This is a genomic window from Ignavibacteriota bacterium, assembly GCA_016212665.1.
Taxonomy (GTDB): Bacteria; Bacteroidota; Ignavibacteria; order UBA10030; family SZUA-254; genus FW602-bin19.
Genome location: JACREZ010000011.1, coordinates 22,135 through 37,320, shown reverse-complemented (window position 1 = coordinate 37,320; position 15,186 = coordinate 22,135). Strand labels below are relative to the sequence as shown.

The window sequence follows — 15,186 nt, the reverse complement described above, 5'->3', positions numbered from 1 at the left end:
GTGAAGGGGAGTGATTTGCAATGAGTTACTCACTATTCAAACGCCTTTCTCTCCACCAATCCGTTCGATTCCAAGTTCCGCTTCGCCTCAATCAATTCCTTATTTCGTTCGAGGTACGGAACAACATCGTCACCTCGTTGCGCTACTTGTCTGAGTTCCTGTTGATTCTGTTCGATGAGTTTTTCAATCTGTTGTTTTTTCATTTGGATGATTGCATCAACAGCGATTTTCATCGGCTCGCCTTGCTCTAAGTTTGCGCCCGATTCTTCCCATCGCTTGCTGATGTGGTATTTTGAAAAGACAATCGTTGTCACAAACTGTTTGAGTTGTTCATCTTCCAATTCATTAATGAACGATGACGGCTCGATAGTGCGACCTTCTTCCATAACGGAAAGAAGATGTTGTGCAATCGCCCGTGTCTTCGGATGTAAAAATTCGTCGAGAGTAAGATGTTCAAACACAAATCGGGTAACTGTTTCGCCCCCCTCCAACATTGCTCGTGTTAACTCTTTCTCATTGTTCGGGATGATTAATTCTTGAGACTTGACAGAATTCGGTTGAATCGCAGGTTGGGAGAATGTTGTTGTGGTCTTATCATATTCTGCAACAACTCGCGAACGCTTCTGTTCTTCTACAAGAGATTTCTCCAACTCACGATACAACGTCGTCTCGTACAGACGATATTTTTCTGCAAGATTTTTAATGAAGAAATCACGCTTCAGTTCGTCTTTGATTTTTGCAATTGATTGTACAATCGTACGGACTGCCTGCGTTTGTCCTTCCGGCGAATCAAACAATCCCTTCCGCTCGAACGATTGCGCCATGAAATCAATGAACGAAACCGATTCATCGAGCAATTCCTGAAATGCTTCGCCACCTTGTTTCTTCACAAAACTGTCCGGGTCATCTCCTTCGGGAAGCGATGCAACGCGAACATCCATTCCACGTTCGAGAATAATATCAACACCGCGCAGTGCGGCATTCGAGCCGGCAGAATCGGCGTCATACACAATCGTTACTTTCTTCGCGTAGCGACTGAGCAAATGAATTTGTTCCGGCGTCAGCGCTGTTCCGCTTGATGCGACAACATTTTTTACGCCGGCTTGAAACGATGTAATCAGGTCAGCGTAGCCCTCAACCAAGATTGCATTGTCATGTTCACGTAACGCATCCTTCGCTTGAAAAAGTCCATAGAGAACTCTGCTTTTGTTGTAAATTTGTGTCTCAGGCGAGTTGATATATTTTCCTGCAATCGCATCATCCTCATACATCTTTCTCGCGCCGAAACCAATCACACGTCCTGTCGGAGAAAAAATCGGGAACATCGCACGCCCGCGATAATAATCATAGAACGAACCATCGTCCCGCTTTCGCACAAGTCCGGCTTGATGCAACATATCAGTTGAGATGTTTTCCTTCTCAGCAAACTTGATAAGACTGTCCCACGTATTCATCGAATAACCAAGTCCGAACTGACGAATCGTTTCATCCCGAAATCCCCGGTGACGGAAATATTCAAGAGCGAATTTCCCTTCCACCGTTTCGGTTAAGTTTTGATAGAAAAATCTCGCCGACTTCTGACAAACGAGGTAGAGTTCCTCGAATTGATTTGCTTGCGCTTCCTGTTCTGATTCATACACGGGAAGAGCGATGCCCGCTTTCTCCGCCAACGCACGCACCGCTTCCTGAAACGACACCTTTTCGTATTCCATCATGAAGGAAAATGCGTTGCCTCCTTTTCCACATCCGAAACAGTAAAACATCTGCTTCTCTGATGAAACCGAAAACGACGGAGTCTTCTCGACATGGAATGGGCACAACCCGGTGTAATTCTTCCCGCGCCGCTTCAATTGCACATGCGCACCGATGAGTTCAATAATATCGGTTGCAATACGGATTTCTTCTATTTTGTCGGGAGCAAATCTCAACTTAGTGAGTAGTTAATTGGTGATTGGTTAATTTGTTGGTATGAAAATGTAAGAAAGAAGAGGAAGGGAAACAAACTCGAAATAGTGTACGAGTTTCCCCTAAACACCAACACAGGAGGGTTTTAATAAGTCTTAATCGTAGCGTCCGATTCGCAATCGAACATTTGAGGCAATCCGTTACAATCGTATTGAAAGTTTTTACCCAGACGGACGCACGCAATCTAAAATTATTTTACTCAGCTGCAGGTAGTAAATTGCGGATGATGACATACAACGTAACTGGAACTCTCACCAAGTCTGAGAGCTTGGAAACAAGACAATCATATGTCTTAGACAACATGGACATGGGCATCCGTTGATGCTTCTTCTTCGATTGGGAAGATTACGCTTCTCCAAAATTCAGAAGGCAATGGAGACTCATTCCAAAGGCATCCAAGAATAAGAACAGATTTTGGAATATGTGCTGCGACCGTAAAAGGATATTTGGTCCGGGTAGAAGTTACAAACCGGCTGAATTTATCAGCCAACGATTCTGTGCTTTGATCGTCAGCAAGCTCCATTAGGTTTACCGCAACTCCATTTCGTGATTTCTTTTTGAAGAGCTCCTTCATCCATTTGTCATCCGGTGACCACCACAATAGATCCAGTTGTCGTATGTCTGACCCGTCCGGCTTGAACATATACTGTTCGCCACTAGGCGAAATACCAAGTGTAAGGCGAGTATAGACCTTCTCTAAGAGCTGATCACGAGTTTCAGGTTCAAACGAGAAAGATAACTCTGCAAGCATGAGAATGAGATAGGAGCTTTCAGCACAATAGCCGTAGGGACGCTTACCAAGTGCTACATATTCGGCCACAACATCAATTTGGTTCCAACCATCCGGAAATGGAATTGGGAGGCTACCAGTCCTTCGGAGAAGCAGCCTGGTGGCTATGGAATGCAACAAGGCAAACATCTCGTCCCGAGCACCGGTTTGCCAGAATAGGAGCCAAGCCAAGAAGATCTGAATATGATGGAGATCGATAAGTGGACGGTAGCAGGCCGGATTGTTGTTAATAAGACGGGTGAGCGTCTTGCCCAGTTTTTGTATTGTATCGGTTGCGAACTTTTTACCTGCCGGACTTGCTGTGTCAATACAATCCTGTAAAGCCAAGCTCAGAATTCCGATACGCGCAATCAACCAATATGCACGATTGGCATCATTTATTGTGTTGATATAGCTGAAGGCTCTTCTAGGTTTAGAGAGTGAATGTTCGACGCCGAGTGAATTATCTGCCTCTCCAATGTAGAAAAGCAACTCTTGGAGATATAGGTGTGATAAAAGCCCAAAGATTATCTGTTTACCTTCGGCATCAGAATCTTCAAAATATCCCCAGCTTTTAACTACAGCCCACTCAATAAGTTCGATCCATCCGCACAGTTGATTGAATGTCGAAGTCTCAAGATATGATTTCAACACAATCAGGCTAATCGGTATAGTCTGAAGTGTGCCTACTTTTCCAGACCTTGAGAGAACTTCATCCAGGTATGAATCCCACGCCGGGGCAACCATGTTCTTCCATTCACTTGTCCCATACTCGACACGCGCCACTAAATGGCTTAAGTGAACAAGCGTTCCCGATAAGTGCTGCGGAAGAATAGTCGGATCTAGCGCCGTAGTCGCTATCTCGTCGACAATCTTGCTCAGATTCCACCTGACAAAACTAAGTGGAATTTCCCCGGCGACAGGATGATGAATTGAAGGGTTAGAGCCTTTCGCTAAATTCTCGAATAACTGCACTCCCTCAACTTTTTCATCTTTGTTGTATGCAAGAATGATTTCAACCGAATTGACTTTACTCAATTCAGATCTGGACAAATCGGGATATTTTGCTTTTTCAAGGTCATCACCAAACGAATGCTTCGTCCATGTTTGGTTTGTTAGTTCCTCATCTTTAAGCACAAATATCGTTAATGTGAGTTCGTCCGCCGTCAGAAAAGCCACGTCAATCCCGAACTCAGTTCCAGCCGTAGATTGTGCAATCTCTGCACCCGATTGGCGTCTGAATGGCAGCCTAATTGGTATCAGGCCGTTCAGCAAACCATAGTTATATATCAGCCAATCTAGGCCAAACTTGTTCCCACCCTTTTCACCACGGGTTCGCTCCTTGAGTGACCCGACATAATCAGTCAAAAATGATTTGAAATGGTCCGGAATCACTGTTTTGATCCCTCTCGCTCAATCGCATGAATACGTCCGCCGGCATCCATCCGTTGGAGCATCATTCCTTCAGGGTCAATCTCTTCCATACGAGGAAACTCTACAGAATGTGATATCGGTTGGGGTGTAGATTCAGCGCCAAGTTGCCCTTGAGAAATTGTAGCCCAACTCTCCCCGTAGATAATTGCCACTTTATGCGCAAGCGCAACAAACACCGATCGCTTATCTACTTCTTCGCTTATCTTTCTTGACTGCTCTCTCGCACCTCGCTTTGATATCTCATCCAAGCTGGGAAAGGTCTGGGGAATAAACTTCAGCTCATTCTTTCTTAGGTTCTCGAAGTAATGGTCCGCCATCTTAATGACTTCAGCCAAGATAGGACTTGGAGATCCAATAGCTTTCCATGTTTCTAAACAAGCCCCTGGATAGTTGCCGGCTTGAAAGAATAGATAGTGGAAGAATTCGCTCTTGATCGCTTCCGGCGCTTTTTCGAAAAGCGGAAGGACAGAAATCAATAGTTGAGAAGTTGCTTCTCCCAAAAGTGTGTGATTCTTTATCTCAAGCAATAAGATCGCAAGTGCCGTTTCGTCCGGTTGAAAAGTGGATAGATCCAACTCCCAACCAAGGCTCGTTCTGGTCTCAAGCATGGCAAGAGCAAGAAAACGCTCTCTAGAGTTTGTGGAAACCAATCTCCTGCCTAGTAATTGTGACAATTCTGGCCCGCCTAATTTGCTCGCGTGATATTCAAAGGAATTATTTGAAAGAATCCGCCTGGTCAAATCGCGATCAAGGCAAGCCACAACATCGAGAATCCTGTCTAGATAAGAAGCGCTTCTGAATAGAATGTCGCCCAAGAGAGAGACAAGTCCGTGCTCATTCGCTTGGTCAGGAATGAACATCTCAGAAGCAGATGACAATGAATCCAACACTTCCGCAACGATGGCTTGGTCAGGTAATCTTTTTGCAGAGTGTATCGCACTGGATAGAATGGATAAATACTGCTGAATTCCAGACCGTATGATGTTCGGTGCGATTGATCTTAGGTGATTCAGCAATATTGTTTGAGATGCTGGGTTCCCAACCTGAGTTCTTGAAATGCGGGCTAAGAATTCTAACGAGTCATTTGGATTGCCGGATTGTCCTTGGAGAATCTCATCGATTAGCTCACGAACTGGAATTGCCGATAGATCTCGTGAGAGAGAGGAATACGCAAAAGAGAAGTAATAGCTCTTTCTCAGTGTCAGATTAGGGGATGACTTGAAGGATCTTTCAAGCGATGAGATCGATTCCCTTGTTTCTGACGAAACAGAAGACGAGTTTCGTAAACTCCCTAATAGTATGGATAAGAGGTGCACATCTATATCTGATGAAGCTGTACGTGAAATGTTCTCAACGATCTTCAACGAAAGATCACTTCTTTCTCTGCATAATAATTCGAGGACTTTGTAGAATTCTCCGCCTGCCATGTCCCCCTTGATCTTGTTGCTCATTTCAATAAAGAAGTGAGCCAAGTATTCGGGCTCGAATCGCACAGAAAGTAGAATTGTGCTAAGAATCGGAACAAGGGGCCAGAAGGAGTGATTATCTGTTCGGGCAAAGTGATCTAGCAGAGTCTGCTTTTGCTCATCATCTATTTTTGAAAACGTCGCTAACCAAATATTGCCGACTGCCTGAATTGCGTCATCATTGTGATTACATGATAAATAGAAATCGAAAAGTCGTGAATAGTAATCGCCAACGATGCGGCCAGTCTGATCGAGTAAAACATCTGCAAATGCGTCCATATCGGCATCCGAAAGTCTTGATGTCAGACTGATATCTAGCTTCTTGGCCAACCTCGCTTTGTGAGAATCGCATTTCAGCAAAGCGATCAAACTATCGAGCGTAGCACTATCCATTATTATCACTCACTTTTCGATGTGATGTCGGGAGTTTCCTCCCGACAAGAAAGTCGTCAGGTTGAAAAACCTGACGGCATAGAAATTATGTTTCAAACACTTCCTTCAAATCAACAACTAATTCTTTAAGTAATTTCGACGTTAATTGTTCATCTGATTTGAATACATTCATCATGATGAAAATCTTGTTTTCAAGATTGAACACTTCAATCGCTTGTTCATCCGGGTCAACAATCCAGTATTCCTTTACTCCATATTTTTCGTAGAGAGCTTTCTTTGTTGTTCTGTCTGTAAGAGTTGAGGATGGTGAGAGAATTTCTATGACGAGATCCGGAGCGGCAATGATATTTTTCTTTGTAATAATTTCTTTTCGCTCGCGAGCTACAACAAGCAAATCCGGTTGAACAATGTCGGTCATTGAAAAGACAACATCAGTCGGTGCAGCATATAAAATTCCCCATCGAGTTTTTCTCAAAAAGGAAACTAAAATGAATTCAAGGTTTCTTAATACATCTTGATGGTCGGTAAATGGTGCTGGCGCCATAGTAAGTTCTCCATCAATGACTTCATAACGTCTCCCATCATTGGGAAGTGTTAAGTAATCATCATACGTGCAAAAGATTGAGTGTGAGTGTTTCATTTTATCAAATTAACTTGACAAAAGATAGAAAAATTCCTGAGGAATGTCAAAAAAGTAGGGCGACTCGCCGAGTCGCCCTACATTATATTTACGCCATCACTTCCACCGTCTCATGTTCCGGCTCGTGCTTGCCGTTTCCATTTCTTCGCTTGCGGAGAAATGGTTTTTCAACAGGTGGATTGTGGTTAACAGGATTTTCTTCAACATCGGGATAAGTGAAAATCTCGTACTTGTAGTTTCGGAGAATAATATTCTTTCCTGCGCGACCAATGACGTACTGCGGAAGAATAGGAATCTTTCCGCCGCCGCCGGGCGCATCAATCACATACGCGGGAATTGCCAAGCCGGAAGTATGCCCTCGAAGTTTGTCCATAATCTCCAACCCTTTGCTGACAGGTGTGCGGAAATAATCCGTTCCCTTCGTAATGTCGGCTTGATAGAGATAGTACGGACGCACACGCATCGTCAAGAGTTTTCTGAACAACTCTTTCATTACTTCAGCGTCATCGTTCACACCGCGCATCAACACTGCCTGATTGCCAATAGGAACTCCGGCATCGGCAAGCATTTCACATGCACGCTTTGCTTCGGGAGTACATTCCCACGGATGATTAAAATGTGTGTTCACATACACCGGATGATACTTCTTGATAATCTTGCAAAGTTTCGGAGTGATGCGCTGAGGAAGCACACACGGAATCTTCGTTCCAAGACGAATCATCTCAACATGAGGAATCTGCCGCAAACCTTTCAGGATTTTTTCCACCATCACATCGGTGAGCGTGAGCGGGTCGCCGCCGGAAAGAATGACATCGCGGATTTCAGGATGCTTCGCGATGTAATCAATTCCGTCCTGAATGTACTTCATGTTTATCTTCGTTGAGTCGCCGACCTTCCGCTTGCGCGTGCAGAATCGGCAGTACATCGAACATTGACTTGTCGTCAGAAACAATACGCGGTCGGGATACCGGTGCACAATGCTCGGCACGGGACTGTGTGAATCTTCTGCTAACGGGTCTTCCGGTAAACCGTCATCCATCAACTCCTTTGCATCGGGAATGCACTGAAGCCAGATGGGGTCTCCGGGGTGGCGAATCAAACTGAGATAATATGGATTGATTCGAATGTGGAAAAATTTATTCAGCCGGTCGGCGAGGTCTTTATCAAACCCGAACCGTTCGACTAAATCTTTTCCTGTGTCAACGCTTTGACGAAGTAACTCTTGCCAGAGTTCCATATAGTTGTTTTTCTCTATTGTTGAACATATTTTCCGAAGATGACAAGACTGTCACCCGGTTTGTAGTAGTCTTTAATATTTGCAACTTCTTGGTAGCCCTGCAGATGATAGAACCGTCGTGTGGTTTCGTAATTCGGTTTCGATGATGTCTCAGCAACAATCAATCGCCCACCGAGTGACTTGACCAATTCTTCACAATGACGGTTGAGCAAACTACCTACACCTTGTTTATGCCAATCAGGATTTACTGCAATCCAATACAAATCGAATGTTCCCTGCGTGAGTGGAGTCGGACCGACACAGTAGTAACCGAGTACTTGTCCTTCTTCGCTGACTGCGGTGTACACATCATAATCTTGTTGATTCGGTTTTTGTAAGAAATCGTCCATCAACTCAATTGCGATTGTAATTTCTTCATCACTGAAAACATTTGTCGCTCTCAGAATTTTGATGATTGCAGGTTTATCTTCTGATTGAAATTTTCTAACTGAAACTTGTTCACTGAACATTATGCGGCTCGTTCCAATGCGAACTCAACGATTTTCCCGATTGCTTCTTCAAACTCCAATCCATACACTCTCGCCGAACGCATGAACCCGGCATCTTCTGAAATGTCGGGGTTCGGGTTCACTTCGAGAATGAACGGCTGATGGTCTTTCGACAAGCGGAAATCCACGCGCGCATAATCGCGGCAACCAATCAAATGGTACGCATCTACGGCAAGCGCTTTGATTCGCTCTTCCAACTCTGGCGGAAGAAGAGCGGGGCAAACGCCTTTCGTACATTCGTACTCGTCGGTGCCTTTCACCCACTTTGCATTGTAGGTGATAATACGCGGCAGATGTGCCGGTAACGTTGTCATATCTACTTCGGAGATTGGCATTGCAATCGGTTTTCGGTTTCCGATGATTGCAACATTCAACTCTCGTCCGTCAATATATTCTTCCACCACTGCTGGTTGGTCGAATTGTTCAACGACATGCCGAACTTGTTTTTTCAGATCATTTATTGAATAAACTACAGAAGACGCGCTGATTCCGATACTTGCATCTTCTCGGGAAGGCTTGACAATAAGCGGAAATTGAAGGCTTTCGTCAAGTTCGAAATTTAAAGGTGTTTTGACTACTTGATACCGAGGGGTCGGTAGTCCATTAAAGGCAAGAATTTCTTTGACTCGATATTTATGGAGCGCCGTTCCGAGAACTAACGGTCCCGCTCCGGTGTAACGCACGCCCATCAGTTCATAAATGCCGGCAACGTGCATTTCATGGATGGCTTTGTTCAACAAACTTTCGCACATGTTGAATAACAAATCGGGCTTTTCATCTTTCAAAAAATTAACAAGCCGGACAATATCTCCATCAACATTAAAGACTCGTGTTTGATACCCTAACTCATCCAATACTTTTGCAATCTGTTCTTTCTGTTCAAGCACACCCACATCGGAAAGGTCAAGAAGTGAGTCACCGTTTACAATAGGAACCACTGCTTCTTGTCTTAGCACACCTGAAGCAGAAACAACATTGTGCTGTTCTAACCGGACAGGGGTTGTCGGTTCGTTATAAACTATGGCGATGGAAACTTTTTTCTGCATACGTTTTGTGGATTAAGATAAGCCGTATCGTTTGGCGGCAAGCCACATTGTGGTTTGAATGAGTTGATTGTAATTCATCCCTGCGGCTCGTGCGGCTTTCGGGAAACAGGAATTGTCTTTAGGGTTCGGTAAGATGCCGGGCAGAGGGTTAAGTTCTATAATGTGAGGTATGCCTTGTGCATCTAATCGAACATCAATCCGACACCAATCTCTGCATCGAAGAGTTTTATACGCTTTGATACAAAGTTGTTCGATTTCATTTTTCAACGATGACGGAATCTTCGCCGGGCATTCAAAAATATCAAGCGGTGATTCCGGTCTGTCAAAAATCCATTTCGCTTCGTACGAATAAATCGGGTTCACACCTTCCGGTAGTGAATCGAATTTGATTTCAACAATCGGCAGGCATGTTACTTCGTCATCGTTCCCCATCACTGCAACCGTGAACTCTCTTCCTGAAAGAAATTCTTCAATGAGCGCAGGTTGATGGTACACGGAAATGACTGTTTCAACTTCTTTGATTAAATCCGCTTGACTTTTTGCCAACGAAGAATCATAAATTCCTTTGCTTGAACCTTCATGAAGCGGCTTCACCATGCAAGGCGTTGAAATGGAACACGAAGTAAGTTCGCTGAGCGAATGAATAACCTCAAATTGTGCCGTGCTGATATGATAGTAAGACAGAATTTCTTTTGCGCGTGATTTATCGAGACAAATTGCAAGCGTGAGCGGGTCAGAACCGGAATATGGAATTCCGAGATACTCAAGCATCGCGGGAATTTGTGCTTCACGCGATACACCGTTCATTCCTTCCGAAATATTGAAAACAATTTCCGGTCTGGTTGTAAGAAATTTTTGATAAGCATGTTCGTCCGCTTCAATAAGCGTGACATCATGATGTTCGGCAAGAGCAAGTTCGACTGCGTGAATTGTTTCCCACGAATCCCACTCAGCATATTTATCATTCGCGCGCTGAGGAGACACAACAACTGTTTCAGTGTCGTTAGTTGATGAGTTGAAACTGAGTGAATCGGGTTCGTTGGAGACAACGGTGGCGGGAGAAACTTCCTTTTTCTGATTATACACAAGCGCGACTCGTAGAGACTTTACTCGTGGAGGAAGTGTTAGCAAAGAACTAATACAATCCTCGCGAATAGTTCGACATAAAGTTGCTTTGAGTTGTGTTGAAGATATGTTGTATCATATTGCACAGCCGTAATATAATCTTTTTTTAGAATTAGTCAAGAAAAAACGCGCGTTTTTGAAAAATATTTTTTTCACCTCGACTACTCTCCAACGGAAAAAATTTCTCTTTCTCTCCACTTGTCATCAACTTACACTTGTCATCAGTCATTTGTCAGTAGTCATTGGTCATTAGGGTGATGACGTAACCAACAACAAGTAAACTGTAACTTGAAACTTACAACCGAAACCAAAAACTAAAAACAAAAAACTATCTTCACCCGGTTTGAAGAAACGCGAGCGAATCCTTAAACCTCTCTTGGTAATGTACGCGCAATCTCTGATGTTCGGGCGCGCGAAGATGCGGGTCGAGGTCAATCAACTTGAATGCTTCATGCCGAGCGAGCGCGAGTAAGTCTGCATCGGTAACAAGATTGGCGAGTTGAAGTTCCGGCATCCCGCTTTGTCGTGTTCCGAAAAAATCACCCGGACCACGCAATTCCAAGTCAATTTCAGCAATTTTGAAGCCATCTGATGAATCTAACATTGCCTTTAATCGTTTCTCGACCACTCGTTTCTCGTCATCCTCTTCTCCGAGAATTGATTGTTGCTTTTTCTCCGTTCTCACTTTCGCCAACCAATCCGGTGCAATGAGAACACAGTATGATTGATCAGAACCACGCCCGACTCGTCCCCGCAGTTGATGAAGTTGAGCCAGACCAAATCGCTCGGCATGTTCAATCACCATTACCGTCGCGTTGGCGACATCAATACCGACTTCAATCACGGTCGTTGCGACAAGAATGTCGAGCTCTTTCGATTTGAACGCCGCCATGATGTTGTCTTTTTCATCGGAAGGAAGTTTCCCGTGGATGAGTCCGACCTTTAAATCGGAAAATATTTCTTTCTGAAGCTGTTCATGTGCGACAGTTGCCGCCTTCAAGTCAACTTTCTCCGACTCATCCACCAACGGATAGACGATATACACCTGCCTTCCCTGCTTTACTTGCTCTCGGATAAATTGATACACCGACTTCCGCTCTCCTTCCACCTTCAACACGGTCTTGATTGGTTTGCGGTTCATCGGAAGTTCGTTCAAGGTTGAAACGTCAAGGTCGCCATACAATGTGAGGGCAAGCGTTCGTGGAATCGGAGTGGCAGTCATAACTAACACATCCGGGAATCCGGTCGAGGAATTTCCTGTCCGTTTTTCCTTCAAAGCCAACCGCTGAGCAACACCGAAACGGTGTTGTTCATCAACCACAGCCAAACCGAGGTTGGCAAACTCCACTCCTTCCTGAATGAGCGCATGAGTTCCGACAACTATTTGTGCCGAACCACGTCTTACATCTTCAAGAATATCCTGCCGGAGTTTCTTTCTCTGACCACTGACTAACAACCGAATGTTGACCGGAATATCTTTCAGAAAACTCTGCATCGTCTTGAAATGCTGTTCAGCCAGAATTTCCGTTGGAGCCATAAAAGCAGTTTGATACCCGCTTTCCACTGCAATCAGAATAGAAATCAATGCGACCAATGTTTTTCCACTCCCAACATCTCCCTGCAATAGGCGATTCATCGGGCGGTTGGTTTTCATATCTTCAGCAATTTCTTTGATGACACGAACTTGCGCATTTGTCAGTCGAAACGGAAGTGAATCAACCAAAGCACGGGCATATTTGCTCTGAACATTGAACGGAATTCCGGGCAAATCCACTTTCACGCTTTTTCTTCGGAGAGCCAGAACCAATTGCAACGCGAACAACTCATCAAACTTCAAACGACGGCGAGCATCTTCAAGTGAATCGTATGAATGTGGAAAGTGAATTGAACTTAACGCCTCTTTCAGTGAAAGGAATTTATACGACTCTACGATTGACTTCGGGAGAAATTCCTGAACATACCCTGCAAACTCATCTATCATTGCTTTGAGAATACGGCGGAAACTTCTCGACTCAAGATTGAGATTGCGTAATTCCTCCGTAGAACTGTACTTCGGAACAATTCCGCCGGTGTGAAGAAATCCTTCCAGCGTCATTCCCTCTTCGTCAGACACTTCAAGCTTATCAATGCTCGGATGAATCATCTGTGTACGATTCATGAACGAACCGACTCTGCCGGAAACAGCCAGCGCTTCACCGACCTCAAATGACTTTCTGTAGAATTGGACTCCCCTGAAGAATGTTAAAGCCACTGTTCCGGTTTCATCTCCAAGGACAATGACAAGGCGTTGTTTTGGATGGCGACCGAGCAAATCCACCCGACGTACTTTTCCAATGACCGTAACGTAATCACCCGTATCAACAACACGATGAAGTTTGGCAATTTTTTCTACGCGGCTTAAATCAATGTACGAGCGGGGAAAGTAATAAAGTAAATCGTGAACGGTGCAGATGCCGAGTTCGTTCAGCGCCTCAGCACGTTTCGGTCCAACACCTTTCAGATATTGGATGGGGGTTTCAAGATTATGTTCTGTGAATTTAGATTGAGGCATGAAATGAGAGAAAAATTCTAATTTCTAATTTCGAAATCCTAAGCAAATCATAAATCCTAAATCTTAAATGATTGGGCAGGGTGGTGTTTCAGAACTCGTATTTCGAGTTTGTTTAGAGTTTGGATATTCGAATTTAGAATTTGAAGTTAGGTTTCTTCTTTCGCATCTCGTGTCATCAGTTCGTATGTTGCCCGAACCGGTTCTTTCCCTTCAAACAGGATTTCATAGACAGCGTTCACAATCGGCATTTCGACATTCAGTCCTTTAGCAAGGTTATGAAGCGACTTCGTTGTTGCAACGCCCTCAGCGACCATCTCCATTTCGGCAAGAACTTCATCCAACTTCCTTCCCTTTCCGATTTCTTCGCCGACGTGACGGTTGCGGCTGTGCTTGCTCATGCAGGTAACAATCAAATCACCGATGCCGGAAAGACCGGCAAACGTTTTCTGTTTCGCACCGAGTGCAACTCCGAGCCGGGTTAATTCAACCGTTCCTCGAGTCATAATCATGGCTTTGGTATTGTCACCGAACTTTGCGCCGTCTGCAATCCCTGCCGCGATTGCCATAATGTTTTTGATTGAACCGCCAAGTTCAACTCCTCGTAAATCATCACTTGAATAAACACGGAAGTTGGGAGTCATAAACACTTGCTGAACAAACCTTGCTGTCTCTAAATTCTCCGAGGCGGCAACAACTGCTGTGGGAATTCTCTTTGCTACTTCTTCTGCAAAACTTGGTCCCGAAAGTGTGGCGATGTTTTCTTTTCTTGCAGTCGGTAACACTTCACGCAGAACCTGCGACATTGTTTTGAGCGATTGATTTTCTATTCCCTTCGCCACATTCACAAAAAACGTTTCTCTGAAATCTTTTCCCTTCACCGTTTCGATGACAGAACGAAGGAACTGTGACGGAACGGCAGATACAATGAGTTCTGCATGTTCGAGGGAAAATTCTAAATCGCTTGTGATAGTTATTTCGTTCGGAAGGTGCGCACCGGGAAGTAAGCGGACATTCTCCCGATGTTGCTTAAGCTCTTCTGTGTGCTCAAGTCTATGTCCCCAGAGTACAACTTGGTGAGAATTATAATGAAGGAGGATTGCCAATGCCGTTCCCCAACTACCGGCGCCCAGAACACTTATGCGCATCGAAAAACTATAAAGATGTGTATGAAAGAAAAATGGGCATCACCGCCCATTCTTCTTTCGTTTCAAAAGTGATGATGATGACAAACGATTCTCCGTCCCTTCAATCAAACGTTTAATGTTCGTCCGATGTGTGTAAACCAACAGCAAGGAAATGCCAATGCTGAAAAAGATGAGGGTGTTGTACCCTTCCAGATAGGCATGAAACACGTTATGTCGAATTGCCATTGTTACCGGGAATGAAAGCGCGGCAATAACCGAACCGAGCGAAACATACCGCCAGATTGCAAACACAATAATAAAGACACCAAGCGTAACAAGAATTTCGATGGTTGCAAGTGCGAGAAGAACTCCGCCTGCGGTTGCAATTCCTTTTCCACCGCGAAAACTTGCAAAGATTGTCCAGATATGACCGAGGATTGCCGCACACCCCGCAATAATTCGGACGACGGTTAGATCTTCAAATGGCGTTACATTGTCGAATGGAATCGGACCAAGCATCAACTTGGTTACAAGCATTGTTGCTACATATCCTTTAAAAATATCAAGGAGAATAACAGTAACACCATACTTCCAGCCAAGCACACGAAAAACATTCGTACCGCCCGCATTGCCGCTTCCGTGATTTCGGACGTCAATGCCGTGCGTCAGCTTGCTGATAATAATGCTTGTCGGTATTGAGCCGACGATATAACTAAGAACGATAACGAGCGATAATTCACCCATAGTTTGAAATTGACCTTGTTATAGAAAAAATTACCTGTAAAGATAGAAGATTATTTGAAAATAATCAAGTTCTTTTGTCATTTTCTTGATTACGGTTAGCTATTTGGTTTAACATTACATTGCATCTCCGCATGACCGTAAACG

At 44.3% G+C, this 15,186-nt stretch carries 11 protein-coding genes; all 11 read right to left on the bottom strand.

Features of this window, described 5'->3' with window-relative positions; genetic code table 11:
- Window positions 1–32 precede the first annotated feature (32 nt).
- The 11 genes from HY960_03800 to plsY all read right to left on the bottom strand — a co-directional run bounded on the left by HY960_03800 (window position 33) and on the right by plsY (window position 15,042).
- Entirely contained in the window at window positions 33–1,928 is a 1,896-nt protein-coding gene (locus tag HY960_03800; protein ID MBI5214852.1) for a DNA primase, read from the bottom strand.
- A gap of 329 nt (window positions 1,929–2,257) precedes the next feature.
- Entirely contained in the window at window positions 2,258–4,129 is a 1,872-nt protein-coding gene (locus HY960_03795) for a hypothetical protein (GenBank protein MBI5214851.1), read from the bottom strand.
- Window positions 4,126–6,027 carry a hypothetical protein gene (locus HY960_03790; GenBank protein ID MBI5214850.1) on the bottom strand — a complete coding sequence of 634 codons (1,902 nt, stop codon included), beginning with the start codon at window positions 6,025–6,027 and terminating at the stop codon, window positions 4,126–4,128. The genes HY960_03795 and HY960_03790 overlap by 4 nt, the downstream gene beginning before the upstream one ends.
- Before the next feature lie 85 nt (window positions 6,028–6,112).
- On the bottom strand, window positions 6,113–6,667 hold the full coding sequence (locus HY960_03785; GenBank protein ID MBI5214849.1) for a Uma2 family endonuclease: 555 nt from the start codon (window positions 6,665–6,667) through the stop codon (window positions 6,113–6,115).
- An 88-nt stretch (window positions 6,668–6,755) separates the two neighbouring features.
- Window positions 6,756–7,904 carry a KamA family radical SAM protein gene (locus HY960_03780; GenBank protein ID MBI5214848.1) on the bottom strand — a complete coding sequence of 383 codons (1,149 nt, stop codon included), beginning with the start codon at window positions 7,902–7,904 and terminating at the stop codon, window positions 6,756–6,758.
- 14 nt (window positions 7,905–7,918) lie between these two features.
- On the bottom strand, window positions 7,919–8,413 hold the full coding sequence (locus HY960_03775; protein ID MBI5214847.1) for a GNAT family N-acetyltransferase: 495 nt from the start codon (window positions 8,411–8,413) through the stop codon (window positions 7,919–7,921).
- A complete protein-coding gene (locus tag HY960_03770) occupies window positions 8,413–9,498 on the bottom strand; it encodes an ATP-grasp domain-containing protein (protein MBI5214846.1) in 1,086 nt (361 codons plus the stop codon). The genes HY960_03775 and HY960_03770 overlap by 1 nt, the downstream gene beginning before the upstream one ends.
- A 12-nt stretch (window positions 9,499–9,510) precedes the next feature.
- Window positions 9,511–10,482 carry an ATP-grasp domain-containing protein gene (locus HY960_03765; GenBank protein ID MBI5214845.1) on the bottom strand — a complete coding sequence of 324 codons (972 nt, stop codon included), beginning with the start codon at window positions 10,480–10,482 and terminating at the stop codon, window positions 9,511–9,513.
- 475 nt (window positions 10,483–10,957) lie between these two features.
- The gene (recG, locus tag HY960_03760) at window positions 10,958–13,174 is read right to left on the bottom strand and encodes an ATP-dependent DNA helicase RecG (protein MBI5214844.1); all 2,217 of its coding nucleotides are present in this window, start codon (window positions 13,172–13,174) and stop codon (window positions 10,958–10,960) included.
- A 146-nt stretch (window positions 13,175–13,320) separates the two neighbouring features.
- On the bottom strand, window positions 13,321–14,319 hold the full coding sequence (locus tag HY960_03755; protein MBI5214843.1) for an NAD(P)H-dependent glycerol-3-phosphate dehydrogenase: 999 nt from the start codon (window positions 14,317–14,319) through the stop codon (window positions 13,321–13,323).
- A gap of 39 nt (window positions 14,320–14,358) precedes the next feature.
- The gene (gene plsY, locus HY960_03750) at window positions 14,359–15,042 is read right to left on the bottom strand and encodes a glycerol-3-phosphate 1-O-acyltransferase PlsY (GenBank protein MBI5214842.1); all 684 of its coding nucleotides are present in this window, start codon (window positions 15,040–15,042) and stop codon (window positions 14,359–14,361) included.
- Between the last annotated feature and the right edge of the window lie 144 nt (window positions 15,043–15,186).

What these genes read in the sequence shown, in the direction of transcription:
- plsY (MBI5214842.1), bottom strand. Translation starts at nt 15,042, where the DNA reads ATGGGTGAATTATCGCTCGTTATCGTTCTTAGTTATATCGTCGGCTCA.
- HY960_03770 (MBI5214846.1), bottom strand. Translation starts at nt 9,498, where the DNA reads ATGCAGAAAAAAGTTTCCATCGCCATAGTTTATAACGAACCGACAACC.
- HY960_03775 (MBI5214847.1), bottom strand. Translation starts at nt 8,413, where the DNA reads ATGTTCAGTGAACAAGTTTCAGTTAGAAAATTTCAATCAGAAGATAAA.
- HY960_03780 (MBI5214848.1), bottom strand. Translation starts at nt 7,904, where the DNA reads ATGGAACTCTGGCAAGAGTTACTTCGTCAAAGCGTTGACACAGGAAAA.
- HY960_03790 (MBI5214850.1), bottom strand. Translation starts at nt 6,027, where the DNA reads ATGGATAGTGCTACGCTCGATAGTTTGATCGCTTTGCTGAAATGCGAT.
- HY960_03785 (MBI5214849.1), bottom strand. Translation starts at nt 6,667, where the DNA reads ATGAAACACTCACACTCAATCTTTTGCACGTATGATGATTACTTAACA.
- recG (MBI5214844.1), bottom strand. Translation starts at nt 13,174, where the DNA reads ATGCCTCAATCTAAATTCACAGAACATAATCTTGAAACCCCCATCCAA.
- HY960_03755 (MBI5214843.1), bottom strand. Translation starts at nt 14,319, where the DNA reads ATGCGCATAAGTGTTCTGGGCGCCGGTAGTTGGGGAACGGCATTGGCA.